The sequence below is a fragment of the Thalassotalea euphylliae genome (assembly GCF_003390375.1).
GTDB lineage: Bacteria > Pseudomonadota > Gammaproteobacteria > Enterobacterales > Alteromonadaceae > Thalassotalea_F > Thalassotalea_F euphylliae_A.
This window is the reverse complement of the sequence record NZ_QUOT01000001.1, coordinates 1,788,371-1,812,868: the sequence shown is the minus strand read 5'-3', so window position 1 is coordinate 1,812,868 and position 24,498 is coordinate 1,788,371. Positions and strand designations below refer to the sequence as shown.

The following is a 24,498-nucleotide window of genomic DNA, read 5'->3' as shown; positions in this document are numbered from 1 at the left end:
TGCAATTCTCATTCGTGTAAGTCACTAGCATCACGAAAAGCTTCAGGTGTTAAATGATGGCGATTTAACAGCTTGTAAAATTCGCTACGATTGCGCTGAGCAATTCTAGCAGCTTGCGTTACATTGCCATTAGTTAGTCGCAGTAACTTGGCTAGGTAGTCGCGCTCGAATTGCTCTCTCGCCTGGGCAAAAGAAGGGAGTACACCGGGTTTGTTGCGCAGTGCATTGCTAATTAATTGTTCGCTAATGAGTGGCTCAGTTGCAAGTGCAATACTTTGTTCCACAACATTTTCCAATTGACGAATATTGCCGGGCCAAGGGGCTGTGATTAAGAGCTCCATCGCTTCTTGGGTAAACCCAGTGACATTAACACTGTCGGTTTGGTTTTTGCTCTTGTGAAGAAAGTGCTGTGCGAGCAACGGAATATCTTCACGGCGCTCTGCTAACGACGGGATTTCGAGCTCGACGACATTAAGCCGATAATAAAGATCTTCTCTAAACTTACCTTCGAGTATCGCTTTGCGCAGATTTTTATGGGTCGCTGAAATAACCCTCACATCAACTGCAATTGACTGCGTGCTACCGACCGGGCGAATCTCTTTTTCTTGCAACGCACGTAGCAACTTCACTTGAAAATTCATTGGCATATCGCCAATTTCATCGAGAAATAAAGTGCCACCATCGCACGCTTCAAACAGGCCAATGTGGCGCTTATCTGCCCCTGTAAATGCACCTTTGACATGGCCGAAGAGTTCTGACTCTAGTAATGCTTCAGGGATTGCTGCGCAGTTGATTGCGGTAAATGGCTGGCTTGATCGCTTACTGGCTTGATGAATGGCATTGGCGAGCAATTCCTTGCCTGTACCGCTTTGACCGTGTATTAGTAAACTAAAATTGCTTTGTGCAACCTGTTTCGATTGCACCAGTAGTTGAGCCATTTTTGAGCTTCGGCAAATTATACGTTTACGCCAGTTTTCGTCAGCTGTGTCATTGGCGTGCAAAGGCTGCAATTTGAGTGCTTGTTCAACCGTATCTAATAATTGTTTACTCTCAAAGGGTTTGGTTAGAAAGCTAAACACCCCTTGTTTCGTCGCATTAATAGCATCGGGAATTGTGCCGTGTGCGGTCATGATGACAACGGGTAAGTGGGGATGACGGGCTCGAATTTGCTCAAATAGCGCAAAACCGTCCATTCCTTCCATTTTTAAATCGCTAATCACCATATCTGGCTGAAAGCTTGTCATTACACCAAGTGCAACTTTTGCGTTCTCAGCGGTTTCAATTTGATAGCCAGCGCTGGCTAAGCGAATACTGAGCAATCTAAGCAAGCTAGGATCGTCGTCTACAACAAGAATTCGGGCATGCTCGGTGGCGCTATCTGCAGTGTTCTTTGTGATGTTTTCTTTGGGGAATAGGGGACTAGACATTACTGGTGTTCTCTTGCGTTGAGCTGAGCTTCAATAGCTTTAAGTTGTTCAAGTTTTTCATTGAGCGAGGTATTTGCTTGCTGATACATGGCAAGCTTAACTGTCAGTTTGGCGATTTCTTGTTGGCTTTGCTCCATCGTTTTTTCATTCGCTTGTATGAGTAAAAGTTGTTGGTTGAGTTGATCGCGCAACATAGTGACAAAGGCTAAATCGGCGGGGCTGACATTGGCATAAATGTACTGGTTGAACTCCCCTTGATTAAGCATAGCTTTCGCTGTGTATGGGTTGTGAATGGAGGTGCTAGGTAAACTTCTCAGTAACAGTAAGAATAAATCAGCATCTGGGTTATCTTGTGTTTTGCGCGACTGTTGCAATGCCACTTCGCTAGCCAGTTGTTCAGGCTCTAAACCTTTTAGCCACTGATAATAGCCACTCAAGTTAAGTTGACCGATAGTATTTACCCGAGCATTTGCATCTACTGAATGTGATTCCTGCGGTTGAGAAGCAGTAGGCGAGGAGGGCAAGATTAAATGGCTGCAGCCTATTAATAAGTTTATAGCAAATAGACTAGTAAAAAGTTTGATGCGCTTCATGTTACGGTTCCTGCCCACTAGGGCGCGGTAAGTTTACGACAAATTGGCTGCCGTGAGTGTGCTCACTTTGGCTAGAATTTACGGAAATTTTGCCATTCAAGCGCATCACTAACTCTTGTACTATGGTGAGACCAAGTCCGCTGCTGTCTATCTCACTGGTATTCGCTAACTTGCCCTGATAAAAGGCATCAAAAATTTGTTCCATCTCTTGTGCTGACATACCCGGCCCATTGTCACTAATTGAGAGTATTAGCTGCTCTTTATCTAGCTTAGTCGCTACTGTGATGGTATCGCCATGATGTGTGTATTTGATTGCGTTGGATAAGAGGTTCTCAACTACCACGGTAAGCTGTTTCTGATTAGTCATGAGTTGAACATCAACTAACGTTAAATCAACTGTTAACGCTTTACGTTGCAGCGCGAGTTTATGTTGGCTGACAACCTCTTCTATAACATTTGATACTTTGGTTAGCTGACGGTCTTGCAAACTCGTGGAATCAAGCACAATGTTAAACGCTAACAAGTCTTCAATAAGCTGCTGTAAGCGCATAACGCTATTAACGATAATACCACTGACTTCTTGCTGGCCTGCATTTAATGCTCCTAAGCTGCTGTCGTTTAACAAGGCACTCCCTTCACGAATTGCAGCTAGCGGTGTTTTTAATTCATGAGAAATATGGCGGATAAACGATGATTTTTGCAGTTCTAATGCACGCAAGCGAACCCGCATAGTCTCTAATGCTCGGGCGATATTATTAATTTCTTTTGGACCGCCTAAGGCAAAGGCATGCTCAAAATTATCTTGCGTCAGGTGCGCAATTTGCTGAGTTAATCGGCGCAGTGGTCGATTGATCAAATAAACAAAAATGGCAGCGATCAGCAAACTGATAGGCACGATAAGTAGGCTTTGATAAATAACGCTATCAACTTTTTCTGTTTGCCCACGAATGGCATGGGCTTTTAACTGAATAAGCTGATCACTGCGTTCTCTTAGTGCTTGGCTCAAGGGGGCTATATCGCGAAATGCCTGGCCGACCTCTTCAAGGTTATTTAGCTCTCTGGGTAAACGTTCAGCGATCCAACTTAATTGCTGATTAAGTGCGTCAATATTGCTGTCGAGTTTAGGATCCTTAATTTTAGACAGCTGGCTATCCAAAATATTGACCGCTTTAAAGTGTTCAACCGTGAATCTGTCTAATAGTTCAATTTCTTTAAGTACTATGTATTGGCTGGCAAAGCGCTCAGCTTTAGTGAGTGTTTGACTGAGATCTTGGTTCGCCTCCACCAAAGTAGACACTGCCAAGATCGATTTCACACCTAAGGTTGATGCAGCCTTAGTTTGCTCTGCAATAAACAGTAAAGCCGCAAACAAAGGCCCAATAACACTAAAAAAACCTAATACTGCCAAGTGCTTAATTGACAACTGTCGAACCGTTCGTTGCACTCGTGCTAGCAGCGGTAGATCGCTGGTCATGCTGATTTTCGCTCTAAAAGATTGAATATGATTGTTATCACTTTAAAGGTGTTTAATTGCTAAACACAAGCGTGTTGCTTTTTGGCAACAGTGCCAAAGATATTCACTTTACATATTTAAAATATTGATAAATATAAATAAAAATCTATAGAGTAAAAGAGTTCGCAAAATTCAGTTGACTCCTTGTTTATATCTGTCGTTGATAAACAACAATCTTAACCATTGAAAAATATAAATACCTATATTATTCAATGGTTTAAAGTGTTGGTACGGCAAGTGCAAAAGGGTAAGTGCGATAAATGCATTCTGGTTATTAAAGGAGCATAGACATTTGTTATTGCATGCGAAACGTCTGACTCCTCAAACTAGCAATATTATAGAAACAAGGATATTACATCATGAAAAACATAAGCTTACTTGAAGTATCTGCATTGGTATTTGCCGTAGCTGTTTGTTCAATTACGGTACAAGCTAACGAAGATCCAAAAGAAAAAGCAGCGCTTGAAAAGGCCAAGGCTAAAATGGAAGAAAAATCTGTAAAAGTTGGCCATATGGTGGCGCATGACAAGCTGTTTGCCCCGCTTGATATTGACAGCAATGGCGTGATCAGCGAACAAGAGCTGAGCATGAGTAAAAATAAACTACTCAAAGAGCAGTTCAAAAAAATTGATCGAAACGAAGATAAAGGTATCAGCGAAGAAGAGTTGAAAAGCTTTCTTGCCAAGGTTGATGTCAAAAAGAACTTCTAGGCAGTTTATAGCCGTTTGGTATTAAACGTTTCCGCATAACTTATAAAGAGTATTTTCTCCCATTTTGCCGATTGTACCCCCAACCTGCAATCGGCTTTTTTACAACACATAAGTTTTTAAAATAAGTAACATAGGACAATAAGGTAGCACGATGACTGAAGCTATTTCACGATGTGTGCGCATGGATGACTGGATTTTTGAAATCAAGTTAGTACGCGCCCTAAAAGTTGATAGCTATGGACAGCCATATAGGGCAATTGCCCAACTAAACGTTAATGGTGACTTTGCGTTTTTAGACGGTAGTTTACACGCTGGTGAAGAAGGTTTTTCCGCGCAAGATATTGCCACCTTCCAACAATTTTGTCAGATGTTAGAGGTAAAAGAGCTGCGCCTTGGCGCAGAACCGCAGTTACCGAACCAACAAGAAGTAGTCGAAAAAATAGGTAAAGCTGCCCGTAAAATTGCATAAACAAGCAGATTGCTTAAGCAGGTACAGTTTTATATGCTAGAGCAAAAAGTAAGCGAGGAATAGCTTGTGCAGCAAAGATTTAGTGCAGAAATTTGTTGTCATAACCCGTTGGTTGGATACCATTTTCAAAGCAGCAAAGCCGATCGCGGTGTGGTGGTCATTGCCGCTGCGATGGGCGTGGAGCAAAAGTTTTATTTTGACTTTGCTCAGTGGCTGGCAGAGCAAGGATTCGAGGTACTGACTTTTGATTACCGAGGCATGGGGCAGTCATTGCGACAGCCGCTTGCACAAGTCTCGATAACTATTTCTGATTGGGTGCAGCAAGATTGTGTTTACATGATCGACAAAGCTGAATTGCTGGCGCAAGGAAAACCTATCTATTGGCTAGGCCACAGCTTAGGAGGCCAAGTCTTTGCGATGATCCCGAATCGACACAAGGTAACGCAAATAATTACGGTAGCCTCAGGTTCAGGTTATTGGAAAACATCAGACATTAAAATTAAATCTGTTTCGTTAATGTTGTGGTTTTTAGTGGTGCCGATTGCAACCCGCCTTGTTGGATATTTTCCTGGCAAAAGGCTCGGTATTATCGGTGATTTACCTTATGGTGTGATGCGCCAGTGGCGGCAATGGTGTCTAAATCCAGACTACTTAGTTGGTTGTGAAGGTAACCAAGTGCGCGAACAATACCATGCGTTAACATTGCCGATTACTGCCTTAGCTTTTCAAGACGACGAACTGATTAACTATGCCAGCGTTGATAAGCTGCATAGCTTTTATCAAACAGCTGAAAAAAATCATCAATATATTTCACCGAAAGAGCAAAACCTTGAACAGATTGGTCACTTTGGTTTCTTTCGATCTAAGCATGCACAAACGCTGTGGCCAGCTTTTATTACGCCTATTTTAGAGTGCTCGTAGCAGTACGTTACCTGTTCGATAATTATGCAAACTTGGTGATTATTGCCCCCTCTATACTTAAACCAACGATTACAATTAGTTACGTTGATTTAATTTTGACTAAGTTATTATTTTGACTGCTTGGTCAACTCTTTTGCTTTTCTGATTTATCTAAATTGCGTGCAGTAACACCTTGTTACATATACATGCAATTACTTAGCTTGGAATAATTTGCCATTAAGCCACTGCTATAGCGGCTTAAGATAGTCATATCTCAAATAAAGTTATGAATTTGAGTGGCCTTGCATCTATTTCTATAGTTATTGATAATGATCAAATTTTGATCGGATTCATGGATGAGTTTATTGATAAAAAACAAATAAATTAAAAATTTTATATAAAATTCAGGCGTAATCATTGGGGTAAATATTATGAGCGGTGTAGAAGTTTTATTTCCAGAATCGGAGCAACTGGTTTCAATCACGGATACCCGTGGTGTGATCACATATGCCAATGAAGAGTTCTGTAAAATTGCTGGCTATAGTGAAGACGAGTTAATTGGCCAGCCGCACAATATTGTTCGTCACCCAGATATGCCTAAAGTGGCTTTTGGCGACTTATGGGAAAAGCTAAAACGCGGCGACTCTTGGCGTGGTTTAGTGAAAAACCGCTGTAAAAATGGTGATTATTACTGGGTAGATGCCTTTGTCACACCACTCTATGAAGGTGGAGTCGTTACTGGTTATCAATCTGTGCGTTGTAAACCGAGCCAAGCACGAAAAGATCAGGCTCAAGCACTTTATGATGCTGTTAATCAAGAAAAGTCACTGACTGACTTTCATGCAAATCGCCCACTGAAACTTAGCTTAGCTGGTGTGGCAACTCTATTCACTGCTGTTCTACTTTATTGGCAGACGGGCGCTTTGAGCCTGGCGTTTTTACCCTTTTTGCTAGTAGCAATACTGGTCGTTATTTTTTCCGAAGAATTTATTAGCCTCCCTAGGTATGTGGCCGAATCAAAGGCCTTATACGATAGTCCAACGCGTTTAATTATTAGCGGTAAAGGAAGTCTGGGTATTATCGACTACCCTCGTCAAATATTGTCAGCCAAAATTCGCACTGTATTAGGGCGTGGTAATGATTCAGGCCGTAAGCTAAAGCGTGTTGCTGAGCAGTTACAAACATCAACCGGTGAAGCTTTTGCTCGCATCATGGAACAAAGCGGCCACTTTGATCAATTAGCTGCGGCAATCACGCAAATGAGCGGTAGCTTTGAAGAGGTGAATCAGAATACCGCTAATGCCTACGAAAAAGTCCGTGAAGTACAAGCGACATGTGATGATGCCATTGAAATTGTTAACTCCAGTCAAACAAAAATCAGTACATTGGCGGGTGAAGTTGATAATGCCGCAAGTACGGCACACAAATTAGTGAACGATGCCGATGAGATATCAACCGTCATGGCGGAAATTGAAGGTATTGCCGACCAAACAAATTTATTAGCCTTGAATGCTGCGATTGAAGCTGCGCGAGCAGGCGAGCAGGGGCGTGGCTTTGCTGTTGTTGCTGACGAAGTCCGTACCTTAGCAAGTCGTACCCAAGGAGCGACAGAGCAAATTCGTGGTTCAGTGAAAGAGTTACAAGCGACGTTAACCTCATGGAGTAATTTAATGTTGGTCAGCAAAGATAATGCTGAGCAATGTAATTCGGAGTCTGTTCAAGCGAAACAGGCAATGGATAACGTGATAAGCATGATGCATGAACTGGACGATGTTACTTCTCAAATTGCGGCTTCGACAGAAGAGCAAAGTGTCGTTACGGAGCAACTGCGTGAAAGTGTTCAGACTATTACTGATAGCTCGCATCGCAGTAATGAAATAGTGCGACAAGTTGAACAAAACAGTATTGATGTTTTCAGCAATGTTGAAGATATTGAAGAGCTGACAACAACGTTTAATTAATTCATTGACCTATAATCAATAAACAACAGGGCTGTTTAAGTAATATGTCGCAACTTCACATAATAGGGTTAGGTTGCATTCACATTACGACTTTAAGTGGCCTTTGTTATCCGGTTTAAATATATGACTAATGATCTAGCGCAGTTTTTTGGCATCCAGTCCAGTCAAGGACGGTATCGTCATGCGTTGCACAGTATTCAAGAAAAGCTACAACCTAGCCATTGCTTTATTGGTAAATTTGTCGATGACGATCAAGTAAGAACCGTATTGCACTTAGCCGATGGCAAAGAAGCGGAAAACTTCGTTTATCAGCTTGCTGGTACTCCTTGTGCTAAAGCCAAAAAGTCGCTTGGCACATGCAAGTTCTCAAGTGGTGTGCAGGAAATATTCCCCTATGATGATGCGCTAAAGGACTGGCAAATTGAAAGCTATATTGCCGTTACGATTCGCTCATTTAACGATAAACCCGTTGGTATTTTAGTTTGTCTGTTTGATTGTCCAACTGATGTGGCAACGAGTGATTGCGCTTGGTTTCGTGAAGTTGGCTACCTAATTGGTACCGAATTTAAATATGAATTAAATTCTGTAGAAAATGAGCAGCTAATCTCACATATGTCACTGGGCGAGTCGCTCGCAAAACTTTGTACGCTTGAGTGGCACTTAAGCGCTGATACCGTATTTGCTAGTGATTATGCTTACCAACTTTTTGGTTTGTCAGAGAAGCAGCAACTTACACGTAAACAATTAGCAGCATTAATTGTGCCGCGAGATCATCAAAAAATAACTGAACAGTTAGCGGCTATCGAACAAGGTACTGTTGAATGCTTTGCTATTGAAGTTGAAATTACGACACCTGCTGGCGAGAGTAAACATCTGAAAGTATTGGGTGAAACCAAAACTGATAGCCTTACCGATGAACTCGTTGTGCAATTGAGTATTCAGGATATTACTGAACAGCAGCAACTGATTAAGCGACTGGGTTTGGCTGATACCGTGCTAGAAAATGCTTCTGAAGCGGTAATGATTTCGGATAGTAAAAACAAAATTGTATGGGTTAATAAAGCGTTAGAAAATTTAACTGGCTATGATGAAGCTGAGTTAATAGGCCAAGATCCCGCTATTTTTAGCTCAGGTAAACAAGACGCAGATTTTTACCGAGATATGTGGGAAACCTTGGTTGAAAAGGGAGTTTGGCGCGGAGAAATTTATAACCAACGAAAAAATGGTGAAATTTTTCCAGAAGAATTATTGCTCAATGCTGTAAAAGACGAGCACGGAGAGATTACTAACTACGTCGCCATATTTAGTGATATTAGCGAATGGAAAGAAACTGAGCGCCGTTTGCGTTTTTATGCTGATAAAGAGCCATTAACTGGACTAGCTAATCGTCGAGCTTTTATTGAAAATGTCGATTTGCAGGTCAAACGCAGTAAAGCATCCCACCAACCGTTTGTTGTCATGTACCTTGATATCAATCGCTTTAAAGAGATCAATGATATTTACGGCCATGTCATGGGGGACTTTTTGTTGGTCGCTGTTGGTAAGCGATTGCAAGAGGCCTACGACAATAACGACCTCATTTGTCGTTATAGTGGCGATGAATTTACCTTGTTGTTGCCCAATAGTGATCTCAAACAAGCAAAGATGAAAGCTGAGCAAATACAACAGCTATTGTCAGCGCCTTTTGAGTTTGAACAACTTGCTCTTTCGATACACGTGAGCATTGGCTTAGCTGAGTTTTCTCAAGGCCTTTGTTGTGAAAACAATGCCACCGCAACTGAGCTTTTAAAAAATGCCAGTCATGCAATGCAGCGGGCAAAAGCGAACAGTAGCGGTGAAAGCTCAAATGAACACGCGATAGGCGTTCACGATCAGCAATTACAGCAACAGTACCTGCGTCGCTTGGCATTAAGAGATAAACTAAAACTTGCGCTATCAGCACATGCTTTAACGGTTAATTACCAACCCATTATTTGCGCTAAAACCCAGCAAATAGAAAAGTTTGAAGCCTTAGTGCGATGGCATGATGATCAATTTGGTTTTGTTTCCCCGGCAGAGTTTATTCCCATCGCAGAAGAGTTTGGGCTAATTTCAAAGTTGGGCCAATTTGTACTTGAGCGTGCTTGCCAAGATTTAGGCCGCTTACACCAACTCGGTTATGAGCACATTAGTTTTAGCATTAACCGCTCAATCAATGAATTTCGTACCGACAATGACCAAGTGGCGTTAGTGACGCAAGCCATAGCCAAGTATGCTATTCCGGCTGACAAAGTTGTTATTGAAATTACCGAGTCAGTGGCAATGTCATCGAATCATTACGTTAATGACGCATTGGCTAAGCTTAAAGATACAGGTGTTAAAATTGCGCTTGATGACTTCTGTACTGGCTTTTCATCCATTAGTAACTTGATTGAATATCCAGTCGATATTTTGAAAATTGATAAGTCGTTCGTGGACAACATTTTGATAGAGCGCAATCAAAGTTTACTGACACAAACCTTGATTGATCTTGCAGGTAAATTAGATATGCAAGTTATTGCCGAAGGCGTGGAAACCATAGAGCAACTCAATTGCCTGCGAGACTACGGCTGTAATCAAATTCAAGGCTACTATTTTAGCCCTGCGGTGCCAATTGATGAGTGTATCGCGTTGCTCTCCAAAGAGACTCGGTAACAGGCTGATACAAATATTAAAGCTTGCGCGATAAGCCTGTATCTAGTTGATACAGGCTTACTGTTACAAAAATTATATATCGCGCTTACCCATATTAATGCTAACTAGCTTGTGCAAGCGTCAGTGAGAAAGCACTGCCTTTACCTAATTCACTGGTCACGCTTAAGTCACTATTAAGTAGCTGACTCAATCGTTTACTAATGGCTAAGCCTAGACCAGCATGTCGGTTTTTTTCACCTTGTGCGTTACTGGCGCGATAGCGTGCATCAAATATGTAAGCTAAATCTTTTTGATGAATACCTGTGCCAGTATCCACCACACTAATTCTCAACTTATCGTTCACTGGTGTGATTTGAACATTGATGTTGCCGTTTTCTGGCGTATGACGCAGCGCATTTTCAATAAGGTTAGTTAAAATACGCTCAAGTTTAGCTATGTCAGAATAAACAACACGCTCGCAGTGATCAGGCAATAGCGATAAATTGATATGCTTTTGCTGTGCTTTTAGTGCAAATTTCGCAATGATGTCATGCAGTAACTCGCCAACAGCGAAAGCTTCGTTGTTTACTGATACTTGCCCATCTTCTAAGTGAGCTAGCTCAAATATTTGGTCGATGAGCAGTTTGAGCTGTTCAACATTTCGCAGTGCTGTATTGATATACTGCTGACGTTGCTCACTGTTCAGCTCTTCATTTTTAAGCGATAAGGTTTCTACATAACCTTTCATCGCCGCCAATGGTGTGCGTAAGTCGTGAGACAGATGCGCCAGCAGTTCGCGACGAATTTTGTCATTGTGCTTGAGCTGTTGAAATTGGCTATTGATTTGTTCCACCATAGCGACGAAATTAGCACCGAGCTGCTCAACTTCATTTTGCTTAGTGCTCTCTTTGAACTCGTCGTAAGCAGCTTCAGTTACGGCTTGGTCAACTGTTATCGCCGAGTTTGCACGCCAGTGATTTAAACTAATTTTTTCCTGATCAAAGTTGGCATCACGAATGTTATTGATATCGCGTACCAACCGGCGAATAGGGCTAGTGAAACTGCGAAAAAGCATAAGTAATAAAATCAACAACAGCAGTAAACTGCCGCCGAGTAGCGACAAGTGCTCTAACAATTGCTGATCAGACTTTACTTTCGCATAGGTTGAATCATAAATTTCGCCGCCAATGATCACGTATAAATAGCCTTGAAGCTTTTCCCCCTTGTATACTGGCGCTGCCGAGAATATTTTTTTCCTCGACAAGTGCCGTGGATCATCGCCAAAAATCGGTACTTGGTGAGGGGCATCAATAAGCTGCGAGATTGGTGTTAGGTCAACTGATTTGCGTTTAATTTTGTCGGGCTTAGCCGAGTAGGTTAGAATTTTACCGCTCGGATCGAGAAAATAAAATTCAAATGCTGGGCCAAGCAGCATTAAGGTGTGAAACAGGTTTTCCAGGGCTGGTTTGTCGTAAACGCCGTCTTGTAGCAGAGGGTTGTCTTGCGCTAAGTGCTCCGCGAGCTCAATGTGAAGCTTCTGCTCAGCTTGAAATTGAGATTGCTGGGCAAGTGAACTACTCCACCAAAAAAACAAATACCCCAATAAAGCAAACGTTAAGGTGACAGAAATCGCCAGCCGTTGGTAAAGAGAGTTGGCGATAACCTTCATCAATGCACTCCTGCTGAGTTGAGTTTATAGCCTACGCCCCAAACGGTTTGAATAATTTGTGGCTGGGTAACATCTTTTTCCAGCTTGTTGCGTAAGCGGTTAATGTGGGAATTCACGGTATGCTCGTAGCCACTGTGGTGATAACCCCACACTGAATCAAGTAATTGGCTACGTGAAAACACTTGATCAGGATGCTTGCCTAGAAAGCTCAACAATTCGAATTCAGTGGAAGTTAAGTCGATAGCTGTGTCTTGGTAAGTCACTTTGTGACACTGGTGATCTACCGTTAGATTGCCAATACATGTGACTGCCTTGGCTTGAGTTGGAATGGCTATACTCTGCAGGCTATGCACACGCCTTAATTGTGCTCTGACTCGCGCTTGCAGTTCTCGTACGCTAAAAGGCTTTGCCATATAGTCGTCAGCACCAAGCTCTAAGCCCAGCACCCGATCTGTTTCCGAACTGCGCGACGTAAGCATCATGATGGCCTGCAATGGCTTGGCTTCGCGTAGTTGTCGGCAAATATCCAAACCGCTCATATCGGGCAACATCACGTCAACAATAACTAATTGATAGTCCTGACTTAGTGCTTCTGCTAAACCTAGTTTTCCGGTGTGACATTTGTCAGGTGTTAAACCAAGTTCATGCATATGAACAGCAACTAGCTCAGCAATATCTTGTTCGTCTTCAATGATCAAAATTTTGTCAGTCATAATCCCTGGCCACCAGTTGGCTATTGCCAACTGCCTATTCTGTTTGTGTTATAAGAAAACTAACATTCGACCCTAATTCAGAAAAAGCTCAGAAAACTTCATAAATAACCTGAATTAGCGTCAATTTTTTTAACTATCATCAGCACTTACAACACCTAAGTGGCAGTGACGGAAAAGACCAAAAACAAAGCTTTCTGTCACTATCGATGATAGAGCTAATAATTCATGACCGGATAACATCACATTTTTATTCAGTCTTATTTAATTGTTTTTAAATAAATTAAAAGATAGGCAAAAGCGCACTAATTGCAATGTGTGATCGCCATACCGATCACCACAGCGCGAGCACTTCTGTATTTCTACAATTTAAAGGTTAAAACAAGGCCTAGCTAGTCGATTAAATAAAGCTAAATGAAACAAACGAATTAGCGGCCAGGCAGTTACGTTTGCTCAAACAGCAAGCACCTAGCTAGCACCTTGGACCATTACAGCATGATTGATAGATATTGCGTCGCCATTGCAAAGTGGTCACAAAAGAATCACGTTTTTATCACAAATGAGTTTGCGCTCTGGGCTTTTGGTTACTAGCGTTAGAAGGGGAAATAATGGACTAAGTACTTGAAATATGAGTGATAGAAATAAGCTAGTCAAAGATAATTTTGCTAAGTTTATCAGCGTCGGCAGTTTACCGGAACTAAGTGTATCGTATACCCCTGATACGGTTGGCCTTAATGCGTCAGACTTGATTGATATGTTAACGACGCAGATGATGAGCCGACATTTAGACCTGCAATCGCGCGTGATGCAAAAACAAGGGCAAAGCTTTTACACCATAGGCAGTGCAGGCCATGAGGGCAATGCAGCCTATGCCAGAGCATTTCGCATTGATGATATGGCGTTTTTACATTACCGCAGTGGTGCTTTTTGTTTGCAAAGAGCAAAAGAGGCAACAGGCCATGCACCGCTTTATGAAATGCTACTTTCGTTTGCTGCCAGTAGTGAAGATCCTGTCTCAGGCGGTCGCCACAAGGTGTTGGGCTCTAAAGCTCATCATATTCCACCGCAAACTAGTACGATTGCCTCGCATTTGCCCAAAGCAATGGGAGCTGCATTTTCGATAGGCTTAGCACAGCGATTAAATTTCACCGGAAAGCTGAGCAAAGACGGCGTTATTTTGTGTAGCTTTGGCGATGCTTCCGCCAATCACTCAACAGCGCTCGGGGCGATTAATAGTGCCGCTTGGTGTGCTTACCAGTCGATTCCTATGCCCATTGTCTTTATCTGTGAAGACAATGGCATCGGTATTTCAACTTCAACTCCGCAAGGCTGGATTGCTGCCAATTTTAGCAATCGAGCAGGTATCACTTACCTTTATTGTGACGGCCTAAATTTACTAGACACTTACCAGGCTGCTTGTAAAGCCGAGAAAATTGCAAGAACCCAGCAAAAGCCTGTGTTTTTGCATGTCAAAATGGTGCGTTTGTTAGGCCATGCAGGCTCTGATAGTGAATTTGCTTATCGTGATCTAAGCGAAATTGAAGCCATTGAGCGACAAGATCCTTTACTGCATTCTGCCCAGCTGTTACTTACCCACAATATAATGACTGCGGACAAGATGATTGCGCTTTATCAGGCTACGGCAGCACATATCGCCGAACTAGCAGAGCAAGTGGCTGAGCAGCCAAGGCTTGAAAATGCAAAAGAGGTGATGGCAAGCCTAATTCCGAAAGCAATACCTGGGAATGCTGAAAATTATCAAGCCGTTAGTCAGGCTCAGCGGGATGCCTTATTTGCCCATGAGCGGCATAATTTAGATAAACCACAACACTTGGCTAAATTGCTTAATTGGACGCTAATGGACGCACTGGCTGAGCTTCCCAATATCGTCATGCTAGGTGAAGATATCGCAAAAAAAGGCGGTGTTTATAACGTTACCAGCAAGCTCAATGAACGCTTTGGTAGCAATCGTGTGATGAATACCTTATTGGATGAGCAATCGATATTAGGCGGAGCAATTGGTTTAGCGCACAACGGCTTTTTACCTATCCCTGAAATTCAGTTTTTAGCCTATGTGCATAACGCAGAGGATCAAATTCGCGGTGAAGCAGCAACCTTGTCATTTTTCTCTAATCAGCAGTTTACTAATCCTATGGTGATTAGAATTGCTGGGCTTGCTTATCAAAAAGGCTTTGGCGGTCATTTTCATAACGATAATTCGATTGCTGTGTTTCGCGATATTCCGGGGGTGATTTTAGCTTGTCCGTCTAACGGTTTTGATGGTGTTGAAATGCTACGCACCTGCATTAAGTTGGCTTATGAGCAGCAGCGCGTGGTAGTTTTTTTAGAGCCAATAGCGCTTTATATGACTAAAGACTTGTTTCCTAGTAGCAATGCTCAAAGTGATAAACGTGGTCAAAAAGCTCAAGCTGATGGCTTATGGACTTCACCTTATCAATATCAAACGCTTGCTGAACACGTTATTGATATGGGAATTAAAGTCTATCCAAAAGCAGCTAAAACTAGGGATATTACTAGCAATATTTCTAGTGATGGTGCAACTGACAGCGCAAGCAAAGCACAAGTCTGTATTCTCACCTATGGCAATGGTTGTTATTTGTCACGCCAAGCGCAGGCATTACTGGCTGAGCAAGGTATCAGGATTTGTGTTGTTGATTTGCGTTTTCTAGCGCCATTAGATGAAGTGGGTATTATTGAGCAAGTAAGAGATGTTAAAAAGGTGCTGATTGTCGATGAATGCCGTGAAACTGGCTCGATTAGTGAAGCCTTAGTGACCTTGCTCAATGAGCAGGCAAGCGATACTGAGCTCAAGCGCATTTGCGCACAAGATAGCTTTATTCCATTGGGGAGCGCCGCTTATCATGTATTGCCATCAACTCAGGAAATTGTTGATACCCTATTAAGTTGGATTGCACTTGATGGTGTTCACTAAACTAGCTAGCTTAAAGGCAACATGATTTGCATTCTTTATAAAGGTGCAGAAAGATAGAAATGTGAAAGGCGCGAAGTAAGCAAACAGGAGTGAAGCTTACTCCGCTTTAAACTGAAATTAACTTTATGTTACGCCTAAGCAATCTCAGTCACTTGTAAGCCAGTTCCTGCCTGACAGACAAAAATATCGGCAGTTAAGTCAAACTTAGCCTGATATTCACGTTCAACTGCGGATTTCACTGTGTTGATTTCTTCATCGCGACACAAGCAGATAACCGCACCGCCAAAGCCACCGCCAGTCATTCGCACTGCACCTCTGCCATCGAGTGCTCGACTGATAATATCGACAAGACCATCGGTTGCTGGGACTGTCACTTCGAAATTATCACGGAGCGATTGGTGAGAGGCGGCTAGTAAATCGCGCAATGCACTCATATCGTTATTTGCTAACGCATTAACGGTATCAATAACCCGTTGATTTTCACTGAGGACATGAAAAGCACGTTTGTATTCATTTTCGGTTAATACCGGCTTAGTGCTTTCAAGCATTGTTAAATCTGCTTGGCGCAACGAGCTTACCTGCATTTTTGCAGCTGCTCCTTCACAGTCTAAACGGCGCTGGTTGTATTCGCTTTCTACCAATTTACGTGGATAGTTAGAATTCACAATGACTAAGTTTAAATCGCTTGGAATGCTGACTTTTTCTGTGCTGAGATTGTCACAGTCTATTTTCAATGCATGGCCAGGGGCCGCTTGCGCGGAAATTAGCTGGTCCATAATGCCACATTGACAGTGCATAAATTCATTTTCGGCTTGCTGGCCAATTAGGGCAATGCTTTTGGTGTCGATACCTAAGTCGAATGCTTGGTTAAGTGCGCCAGCAATCGAAACTTCAAGTGCTGCTGATGAGGATAAACCAGCCCCTTGTGGCACATCACTGCTAATTAACAGCTCAATGCCACCAAGTGGGTAGCCACGCTTTTTCAACACGTAGACAACGGCGCGAATATAGTTGCCCCATTGTGAATCACCTTGGCTAATGGTGTCGTCTACAGCGAAGCTGTCTTGCTCACCGGGATAGTTGTTCGAGTAAACAATGACTTGGTTGTCATCGCGTTTTTTAAACAGTACTTGGGTGCTAAAATTCAATGCACAAGGCAGGACATAGCCTAAGTTGTAGTCGGTGAATTCACCAATCAAATTAACACGGCCGGGCGCTATAGCTAGGCCTTGCGCAGGGTGACCAAAAAGTTGCTGAAAATCGGCTGTAAATTGATTGTTATTCATCGTTTTTACCTAAAATAAAGCTCTTGAAATTAAGACCTTGAATAAATACCTTACATGTTCTTTGTGGATGCTGTTGAGCAGGCTGTTTACTTGGCACTTAGTCATTACCTTGTTGAGCTTGCTTATAGTGAGTCGTGCTGGCTTTTTGCAAAATAGCGGCAGCGGTTTCAGCACTTAAATCTCGTTGGCTTTCTGCCATCATCTCATAGCCAACCATATGCTTTTTCACCGTTGCTGAGCGCAACAGTGGCGGGTAAAAGTGGGCGTGTAATCGCCAATGGCTGTCGTCAGCTAAATTGGTTGGCGCACTATGCCAGCCCATTGAATACGGAAAACTGCAATTAAAAACGTTGTCGTAACGTGTGGTTAGCTCTTTAAGCAGGCTGGCAAGGGTTTGAGCCTGTTGATCATTAATTTGACCAAACTGGCGAATATCTTCTCTTGCGACGACAAGCGTTTCAAATGGCCAAGCCGCCCAAAAAGGTACCACCGCTATCCAATGTTCGTTGCTGCAAATAACTCGACTGCCATCGGCAACTTCTTTGTCGATGTAATTGGCTAACAAGGGTGTTTGATGGCGAGCGTAATAATCCGCTTGTTGGCTATTTTCTTTGGCTATTTCACTAGACGCATGCTGGTGCGCCCAAATTTGTCCATGCGGGTGTGGCTGGGAGCAGCCCATGATCTCGCCTTTATTTTCGAAAATATGAATATTGGCAAACTTGCTCGCCAGTTCTTGGTAATTTTCGCGCCAAGTGGTGACGACCTTAGTGAGTTCATCAACGGATAACTCTGGCATGGTTTTACTGTGATCTGGTGAGAAGCAAACCACGCGACATTCGCCATTTGCCGCTTCAAAAGTAAAGAGCTCATCATCGCTAGTGACATTAGTATCAGACGTTTGTTGTTGCTGGTTAAGCGCGCCAAAGTCATTCACAAACACGAAAGTGTCTTGATAGTCGGGGTTTTTCGTATCGTTGGCTCTGTTGTTGCCCGGACAAAGCGGGCAATCATCCACATAGCTAGGCAGACTCTCGGTGCTAGCTTGCTCGGTTGCACCTAACCAAGGGCGATTATTTCGATGTGGCGACACCAACACCCAATCGCCAGTTAATGGGTTTTTTCTGCGGTGTGTGTATTCAAATTGACTCATGTCTACTCTAGTCCTGCGCTATTTCAGCGTGGCACTAGCCTTGCTGTTAATGTGTTCAGATAACGATGTGTTAATAATGGTCAAGGCCCTAATCTTCCAAACCATTCGGGTAGCTTGTTTGCCAGCGCCAAGTATCTGCGGTCATGGCATTAATGTCGCGTTTTGCTTGCCAGCCAAATGTTTCTTTTGCAAGGTTAGCATCAGCATAATTACAGGCAATATCACCACTGCGGCGCGGTGCGACTTGGTAAGGGATATCAACTCCCGAAGCAGTTGAAAATGCCTTGATCATATCCAGTACTGAATAGCCTTCACCTGTCCCCAAATTGTATGCGTGACAACCTGTCATAGCGTGCTGATGATTAAGATGATAAGTAAATGCATCAACATGGCCATCAGCCAAGTCACTAATGTGAATATAATCACGCACGCCTGTGCCATCTGAGGTGTCGTAGTCATCACCAAAAACACTAATATATTCACGACGCCCAACCGCAGTTTGGGCAATAAACGGCATTAAATTATTTGGAATACCTTTGGGAGATTCGCCAATTAAGCCGCTTTGATCGGCACCTACTGGATTAAAATAGCGCAGCGCAATGGTGAGCCATTCATCATCACTTTGTGCTAAATCGGCCAGCACTTGTTCAACCATGACCTTGCTCCAGCCATAGGGGTTGGTGGATGAAATCGGATGTTGCTCATCAATCGGTAAATATTGCGGATCACCGTAAACGGTGGCGGATGAACTAAAGATCAACTTTTTGACATTAAGCGCCGTCATCACTTCAATCATGGATAACGTATTGGCGACATTGTTTTGGTAGTAACGAACAGGTTGCTCAGTCGACTCACCAACAGCTTTCAATGCGGCAAAATGGAAAACCGCTTGAATATCGTGTTCTTTAATCGCGCTAGCAAAGGCCGTTTTATCACCGATGTCGGCAACAATATAGTCAAAGTGATGGCCGGTAATTTGTGCTAACTGGTCGATAACCTTAATACTGGCATTCGATAAATTATCGTATATAACAGGAATGTAGCCTGCATTGTGCAGCGCAATACAGGTATGGCTGCCAATATAGCCCATACCTCCGGTAACAAGAACCTTCACAATATCTTCCTGATGCTAATAGATTGAGTTCATGAGGCAGCAAGTGTCGCAACATCATGACCAAAAAGTATTTATAGTATAAATACTACTATTGCGAAAGTTCGCTAGCAAGCCATTTTTTAGTCAGAAAAATAGGGCGCAGATAGGCAGGCCAAAGCCAATGAGACTCTAGTGAAGTTAATATTGGTATTAACTTGTTGAAATTGCATAAGAAGGCATTGAGAAATAGTAGTCAGAGTGGTTAATTGACCCTGACTACTGCAGATAGAAAAAATTAAGGGGGTGTTGAAATTACCGCTCTCAACAGCTCTTAAAAGACTATTTCTTTAATACTCGAGCAACCGCATCTTGCCAGCCATGGAGCAGTTTTTCTCGCTGCGATTGCGACATTTGTGGTGTTAACTGAGTATCGGATTGCCACAGTGATTGAATATGTTCAAGTGAGTCGTAAACACCTGCTTGCAAGCCGGCTAAATAAGCGGCTCCTAGCGCTGAGGTTTCTACAGTTTTCGGTCTGTCGATTTGTACATTCAAAATATCGGCAAGGAACTGAATAAACCAATTATTTGCTGCCATACCGCCATCAACCCGCATTTGCTGAATTTGAATGCCATCTTTGGCAATAGCTTGGGTTAAGTCGTCAGTTTGATAGCACACCGATTGCAGACCTGCGGAGACAATTTCGTTAATACCAGTGGCGCGGGTTAAGCCAAATATAGCGCCTCGTGCCTCTGGATCCCAGTAGGGTGCACCAAGGCCGGTAAAGGCTGGAACAAAATAAATACCGCTATCAACTGAAGTATTTGTGGCAATTGCTTCGGTTTCTTTGGCTGAACCAACCATGTTAACGCCATCACGTAACCACTGAATAGCCGCCCCTGCGACAAAAATGCTGCCTTCGAGCGCATAATGAACTTGCCCATTAATTTGATAGCCAATGGTGGTTAGTAGGCGATTGTTTGATTTAAGTGCTTCTTCGCCAGTATTCACCATTAAAAAACAACCTGTGCCATAAGTGCTTTTGGCGGTGCCTGGGCTAAAACAGGTTTGACCAAAAAGTGCAGCTTGCTGATCGCCAGCAATGCCTTGAATAGCAATAGAGCCACCAAACACATTCGTTTCGCCAAAATCAAAAGCGCTATCACATACCTCAGGTAATAATGACACTGGAATATCCATCAAGGCTAGAAGTGCTTCATCCCAACAGCCTTGGTGGATATTGTAAAGCATCGTACGTGACGCATTGGTGGCATCGGTAAGGTGTGATCTCCCTTGTGTCAAATGCCAAAGGATAAAGGTATCAACCGTCCCAAATGCCAGTTGTCCTTGCTCCGCTAGGTCACGAGCACCCTCGACATTGTCTAAAATCCATTTAATTTTTGTCGCAGAAAAATAAGGATCGATTAACAATCCGGTTTTTTCGGTGATCAACTCACCATGACCTGCGTTGACTAGCTCAGTGCAATAGTCTGCGGTGCGTCTATCCTGCCAAACAATGGCATTGTAAATCGGCTTGCCAGTTTCTCGGTGCCAAACTAATGTGGTTTCTCTTTGGTTACAAATACCAATACTAGCAACTTGCTCTGGCGAAATTTTTGTTTGGGCGAGCAGGGTTTTTGTCGTGCTAATAACCGTTGATAAAATATCGTCAGGATTGTGCTCGACCCAGCCATTTTCTGGATAATGTTGAGTAAACTCCTGTTGAATACTGTCGACTAATTCACCTTGTAAGTTGAATAAAATCGCTCGTGAGCTGGTGGTACCTTGGTCGATAGAGAGTAGGTACTTTTCCATAGCCGCCTCTTGTATAAGATGATAAATATGATTATTTATCTTAAGCCTAGCACTTGTTAAGTCAACTATACATTGTCTGGTTTGGGTTTGGTTAAGCGGTTTGACTATATGGTTTTACTTTGCGGTGTAACTATGTGGTTTGGTTAAGCGCGATACATGACGCCAAATTGCATAGTATTTGTTTGAAAATGATAAGGTTTTTCCATTTTATTGATTATTAATGTACTTGAAATTTATCACTATGTTCTGTTAAAAGTTTGCTAATATATAATAATAATCAAATAGTTAAGTTTGACTTTGAAAACGCATCACGAAGAAAATGTACAAACTGCTGTGAAGTATGTGGCAGACTCCCATAATCAACATCCTATTGCCAATACTATTTGGCTTGTCGCTTGGCTATTTATCATTACCTTAACGGCTTTCCTATCGCCGATAACGGCAGACGCTTCAGTTGTTTCTAATAACGCTACGCGTGATGTAATAAGCGAGTCGAAACAACCTGCTAAGTCAGGCGACGAGCCTAGTGGTGCAGTTGAACAAGGTTTTCGTGATAAAAGCTCTCTTCCTAAAGAAGTTCTATCCAAAGAAAAAGCACCTGCCACGCTTAATGTTGCAGTGTTATACAGCACTCCTGGTCATCGTAGTTTGTTTGAAGGAGTACGGGAAGAATTTGAGCAGCACCACCCCGATATTACCTTGAATTTTACTGGCTTGGTGGACGCTAGTTACAAGCAAGCGCTTGTGCCATGGCTTGAAAGCGGTGAGATGGATGTTCTGTATTGGCAGGCGGGCGAACGTTTAAAAAACCTAGTGCTACAAGACTTGTTGTTACCACTTACCGAGCTTTGGCAAAGCCAACAATTCGACCAAGCTTTCCCTGAGACGGTTAAAAATTTGGTGAGTGTTAACCAAGACGTTTATGCCATACCATACTCGTTTTACACCTGGGGACTATTTTATAACAAACCTTTGTTGGAGAAATTAGCAATAGCTCCACCTAAAAATTGGGTGGAATTGCTAGGGATGTGTGAAAAAATTAGTAAGGCTGGCAAAGTGCCCATTATGATCGGTAGTGGTGACCCTTGGTTACCGGCAGCTTGGTTTGATTATATAGACTTGCGACTTAATGGCTTAGCGTTTCATCAAGCGCTTTTAGCGGGTGAAATTGCTTACACAGACTCACGAGTCAAATCGGTTTTTACACACTGGCAACAGTTAATAGAAGCAAATTGCTTTAACAGCGATCATCAATTGGTGACATGGCGAGATATGCTGCCACCACTTTATCGGCAGATGACTGCAATGACATTGCTAGGGAATTTTTTTGATAACCACATTCCTACAAACCTAGCTAATGATCTTGGTTTTATGCCGTTCCCAACTATAAATTCTAAGATCGCGCAGTTTGAGAATGTGCCGATGGACGTTGTTATGGTGGCGCGTAAAACCAAACACGCGTCCCTTGCCATGAAATTTTTAAGCTTTATTGCCCAGCCTGAAATTCAGTCCAAAATTGCCAATGCAATTGGTCAAAGTTCTCCTCATCTTAAAGCAAGTAAAGAGAAAGGGCATTTTGCTCGTTTGAATAGGCCAGTGTTAACTAGTGCAGACGGCTTAGATCAATATTTTGATCGTGGCGTAAGTCAAAGCATGGTGGGGGCGAGTTTAGCAATATTCGCTGAATTTATTGAAGTACCAAATGTAGAGCGTGCAACTGCTCAGCTAGAGCAGTTAAGGCTTAAAAACCTAAAATCATCAAACAAGGATAGTGTGCCAAGCACCCAGTAATGAAGTGCCAGTAATTAAGGGGCTGTAATCAAGGAATTGTACCAAGTTGAACAGTTACAAGTGGAAAACTAAAAGGTATTAGAGCTACCGCAATCAGCTGGCTTTATAAAAACAAAAATTAGCGCAAACTAGCTGCTTTGTCATATTGATTATATTTATCATATAAATTATATTTATTGCACAGTTCTGAAACTATTTTGAACAATTGAGTGGCAAGTTAGATGGATGTAACAGATACAATTTACGATGTATTGGTTGTTGGCGGCGGCATTAACGGTGTTGGAATAGCCAATGACGCTGCGGGTCGTGGATTGAATGTCCTGCTTTGTGAAATGAATGATCTTGCATCTGCGACCTCCAGCGCCAGCAGTAAGCTAATTCATGGCGGCTTACGCTACCTCGAATACTACGAGTTTGGGCTTGTTAAAAAAGCATTAGCAGAGCGAGAAGTATTGCTAAAAAATGCACCTCATATTATTTCGCCCTTAGTGTTCAGATTACCTCATCAACCTCACTTGCGACCTGCTTGGATGATCCGAGCAGGTTTGTTTCTTTATGACAATTTAAGCAAGCGCATTACACTGCCAAAATCTCGTTCATTTAAATTTGATCAGCAATCACCGCTAAAGTCAGATATCAAGAAAGGCTTCGAATACGCAGACGCTTGGGTTGATGACTCGCGTCTAACTGTGCTCAATGCACTATCCGCCAAAGCGCATGGAGCGACAATATTAACTCGCACGCAACTAGTGGCAGCAGAAACGGTTGATGGCATTTGGCATTTATCGTTATTAGATAAAGCCAGTGGTGAAACCCTAACTGTGCGTAGTAAAAGCCTAGTGAATGCGGCGGGGCCTTGGGTTGAAAACATCACCGGTAAAGTGGTGAAAGAGCGCACTCACGGTTTGCGTTTGGTGAAGGGCAGCCACATTGTCGTGCCGCGTATTCATGACGACGAACATGCATACATTTTACAGAATGAAGATCAGCGTATTGTCTTTGTTTTACCATTTGAGCAAGACTACTCGCTAGTGGGTACCACAGATGTTGATTACCAAGGTGATCCACAAGATGTAGCCATTGAAACGGCTGAAATTGATTACATCATTAGCATCACCAACAACTATTTTAAACGTCAAATCACCCGTGACAGCATAGTTCACACCTTCTCAGGCATTCGCCCACTACTGCATGATGAAGCGGAAGATGCCAAAGCAGTAACACGTGATTACACCATCGAATTAGTGACCGAAGGTCATGCACCGCTAGTGAATATCTACGGCGGCAAGATCACCACATATCGAACTTTAGCCGAAGCAGCAGTTGATAAGCTCACCCAAGTGTTCGCCACCATGAAACCTGCATGGACCAAACAAGCTGCGCTGCCAGGTGGCGATTTTACTGATCGCGAAACATTGATGGCGCAGTACGCTAAGGACTTTGCTTGGCTACCAGCGGCGCTAACGGCTCGTTACGTTAGAACTTACGGCACAATTGCCAAGCAGTTGCTCACTGGCTGTGAGACTTTGGCCGATATGGGAGAAGATTTTGGTGCTGGTCTGTATCAAAGAGAACTCGATTATTTGGTGGCCAATGAATGGGCAACAACATTAAACGATGTGATTTGGCGACGCACTAAGTTAGGCCTATTACTTGATGAACAACAAAAACAAAGAATACATCAGTATATGTCGCAAATAGCTTAGCGATAAAAGTTTAGGAAGGCCAAACTCAGCTTAGATTGAGTGATGGCAAGCTAATAATCCGGCTATTAGGTAAAAACTACCTAGTAGCCCGTGTTTG

At 42.8% G+C, this 24,498-nt stretch carries 17 protein-coding genes; 8 read left to right on the top strand and 9 right to left on the bottom strand.

What is annotated here, in order from left to right:
* Positions 1 to 8: 8 nt before the first annotated feature.
* The 3 genes from DXX94_RS08135 to DXX94_RS08125 form a co-directional block, all read right to left on the bottom strand.
* On the bottom strand, positions 9 to 1,427 hold the full coding sequence (locus DXX94_RS08135) for a sigma 54-interacting transcriptional regulator (RefSeq protein WP_116015078.1): 1,419 nt from the start codon (positions 1,425 to 1,427) through the stop codon (positions 9 to 11).
* Positions 1,427 to 1,951 (bottom strand): hypothetical protein, encoded by a 525-nt coding sequence (locus tag DXX94_RS08130; RefSeq protein ID WP_147302256.1) that lies wholly within the window; start codon positions 1,949 to 1,951, stop codon positions 1,427 to 1,429. The genes DXX94_RS08135 and DXX94_RS08130 overlap by 1 nt, the downstream gene beginning before the upstream one ends.
* Positions 1,952 to 2,021: 70 nt before the next feature.
* Positions 2,022 to 3,494, bottom strand: a complete 1,473-nt coding sequence (locus DXX94_RS08125; protein WP_116015075.1) for a sensor histidine kinase — start codon at positions 3,492 to 3,494, stop codon at positions 2,022 to 2,024.
* Positions 3,495 to 3,892: 398 nt separating this feature from the next.
* Here DXX94_RS08125 and DXX94_RS08120 point away from each other — a divergent pair, with 398 nt between their 5' ends.
* The 5 genes from DXX94_RS08120 (at position 3,893) to DXX94_RS08100 (ending at position 10,246) form a co-directional block, all read left to right on the top strand.
* Positions 3,893 to 4,243 carry a hypothetical protein gene (locus DXX94_RS08120; RefSeq protein ID WP_116015073.1) on the top strand — a complete coding sequence of 117 codons (351 nt, stop codon included), beginning with the start codon at positions 3,893 to 3,895 and terminating at the stop codon, positions 4,241 to 4,243.
* A gap of 151 nt (positions 4,244 to 4,394) precedes the next feature.
* Entirely contained in the window at positions 4,395 to 4,712 is a 318-nt protein-coding gene (locus DXX94_RS08115) for a hypothetical protein (RefSeq protein WP_116015072.1), read from the top strand.
* Positions 4,713 to 4,778: 66 nt separating this feature from the next.
* A complete protein-coding gene (locus tag DXX94_RS08110) occupies positions 4,779 to 5,633 on the top strand; it encodes an alpha/beta hydrolase family protein (protein ID WP_116015070.1) in 855 nt (284 codons plus the stop codon).
* A gap of 410 nt (positions 5,634 to 6,043) precedes the next feature.
* Positions 6,044 to 7,573, top strand: coding sequence for a methyl-accepting chemotaxis protein (locus tag DXX94_RS08105; protein ID WP_116015068.1), 1,530 nt, complete (start codon positions 6,044 to 6,046; stop codon positions 7,571 to 7,573).
* 123 nt (positions 7,574 to 7,696) lie between these two features.
* Positions 7,697 to 10,246 (top strand): bifunctional diguanylate cyclase/phosphodiesterase, encoded by a 2,550-nt coding sequence (locus DXX94_RS08100; RefSeq protein ID WP_116015067.1) that lies wholly within the window; start codon positions 7,697 to 7,699, stop codon positions 10,244 to 10,246.
* Positions 10,247 to 10,346: 100 nt separating this feature from the next.
* Here the strand turns inward: DXX94_RS08100 and DXX94_RS08095 are convergent, their stop codons facing one another.
* Together DXX94_RS08095 and DXX94_RS08090 are read right to left on the bottom strand one after the other, a co-directional pair.
* The gene (locus DXX94_RS08095; RefSeq protein ID WP_441351112.1) at positions 10,347 to 11,885 is read right to left on the bottom strand and encodes a sensor histidine kinase; all 1,539 of its coding nucleotides are present in this window, start codon (positions 11,883 to 11,885) and stop codon (positions 10,347 to 10,349) included.
* 8 nt (positions 11,886 to 11,893) lie between these two features.
* Complete coding sequence (locus tag DXX94_RS08090; protein ID WP_116015064.1) at positions 11,894 to 12,607, bottom strand: response regulator transcription factor; 714 nt, start codon at positions 12,605 to 12,607, stop codon at positions 11,894 to 11,896.
* Positions 12,608 to 13,232: 625 nt separating this feature from the next.
* Between DXX94_RS08090 and DXX94_RS08085 the strand changes: the two genes are divergently transcribed.
* Positions 13,233 to 15,557, top strand: coding sequence for a dehydrogenase E1 component subunit alpha/beta (locus DXX94_RS08085; protein WP_116015062.1), 2,325 nt, complete (start codon positions 13,233 to 13,235; stop codon positions 15,555 to 15,557).
* A gap of 134 nt (positions 15,558 to 15,691) precedes the next feature.
* On the opposite strand, the gene galK is transcribed toward DXX94_RS08085, so the two are convergent.
* The 4 genes from galK to glpK form a co-directional block, all read right to left on the bottom strand.
* On the bottom strand, positions 15,692 to 16,843 hold the full coding sequence (gene galK / locus DXX94_RS08080; protein ID WP_116015060.1) for a galactokinase: 1,152 nt from the start codon (positions 16,841 to 16,843) through the stop codon (positions 15,692 to 15,694).
* A gap of 97 nt (positions 16,844 to 16,940) precedes the next feature.
* Positions 16,941 to 17,996, bottom strand: a complete 1,056-nt coding sequence (locus DXX94_RS08075; RefSeq protein WP_116015059.1) for a UDP-glucose--hexose-1-phosphate uridylyltransferase — start codon at positions 17,994 to 17,996, stop codon at positions 16,941 to 16,943.
* Between the two features lie 88 nt (positions 17,997 to 18,084).
* A complete protein-coding gene (gene galE / locus DXX94_RS08070) occupies positions 18,085 to 19,110 on the bottom strand; it encodes a UDP-glucose 4-epimerase GalE (protein WP_116015057.1) in 1,026 nt (341 codons plus the stop codon).
* A 318-nt stretch (positions 19,111 to 19,428) separates the two neighbouring features.
* Positions 19,429 to 20,904 (bottom strand): glycerol kinase GlpK, encoded by a 1,476-nt coding sequence (gene glpK / locus DXX94_RS08065; protein ID WP_116015056.1) that lies wholly within the window; start codon positions 20,902 to 20,904, stop codon positions 19,429 to 19,431.
* 297 nt (positions 20,905 to 21,201) lie between these two features.
* Here glpK and DXX94_RS08060 point away from each other — a divergent pair, with 297 nt between their 5' ends.
* The gene (locus DXX94_RS08060) at positions 21,202 to 22,695 is read left to right on the top strand and encodes an ABC transporter substrate-binding protein (protein WP_181901512.1); all 1,494 of its coding nucleotides are present in this window, start codon (positions 21,202 to 21,204) and stop codon (positions 22,693 to 22,695) included.
* Between the two features lie 221 nt (positions 22,696 to 22,916).
* A complete protein-coding gene (glpD, locus tag DXX94_RS08055; protein WP_116015053.1) occupies positions 22,917 to 24,401 on the top strand; it encodes a glycerol-3-phosphate dehydrogenase in 1,485 nt (494 codons plus the stop codon).
* The last annotated feature ends 97 nt before the right edge of the window (positions 24,402 to 24,498 follow it).

What these genes read in the sequence shown, in the direction of transcription:
- DXX94_RS08135 (WP_116015078.1), bottom strand. Translation starts at nt 1,427, where the DNA reads ATGTCTAGTCCCCTATTCCCCAAAGAAAACATCACAAAGAACACTGCA.
- DXX94_RS08125 (WP_116015075.1), bottom strand. Translation starts at nt 3,494, where the DNA reads ATGACCAGCGATCTACCGCTGCTAGCACGAGTGCAACGAACGGTTCGA.
- DXX94_RS08120 (WP_116015073.1), top strand. Translation starts at nt 3,893, where the DNA reads ATGAAAAACATAAGCTTACTTGAAGTATCTGCATTGGTATTTGCCGTA.
- DXX94_RS08115 (WP_116015072.1), top strand. Translation starts at nt 4,395, where the DNA reads ATGACTGAAGCTATTTCACGATGTGTGCGCATGGATGACTGGATTTTT.
- DXX94_RS08105 (WP_116015068.1), top strand. Translation starts at nt 6,044, where the DNA reads ATGAGCGGTGTAGAAGTTTTATTTCCAGAATCGGAGCAACTGGTTTCA.
- DXX94_RS08100 (WP_116015067.1), top strand. Translation starts at nt 7,697, where the DNA reads ATGACTAATGATCTAGCGCAGTTTTTTGGCATCCAGTCCAGTCAAGGA.
- DXX94_RS08090 (WP_116015064.1), bottom strand. Translation starts at nt 12,607, where the DNA reads ATGACTGACAAAATTTTGATCATTGAAGACGAACAAGATATTGCTGAG.
- DXX94_RS08085 (WP_116015062.1), top strand. Translation starts at nt 13,233, where the DNA reads ATGAGTGATAGAAATAAGCTAGTCAAAGATAATTTTGCTAAGTTTATC.
- galK (WP_116015060.1), bottom strand. Translation starts at nt 16,843, where the DNA reads ATGAATAACAATCAATTTACAGCCGATTTTCAGCAACTTTTTGGTCAC.
- DXX94_RS08075 (WP_116015059.1), bottom strand. Translation starts at nt 17,996, where the DNA reads ATGAGTCAATTTGAATACACACACCGCAGAAAAAACCCATTAACTGGC.
- glpK (WP_116015056.1), bottom strand. Translation starts at nt 20,904, where the DNA reads ATGGAAAAGTACCTACTCTCTATCGACCAAGGTACCACCAGCTCACGA.
- glpD (WP_116015053.1), top strand. Translation starts at nt 22,917, where the DNA reads ATGGATGTAACAGATACAATTTACGATGTATTGGTTGTTGGCGGCGGC.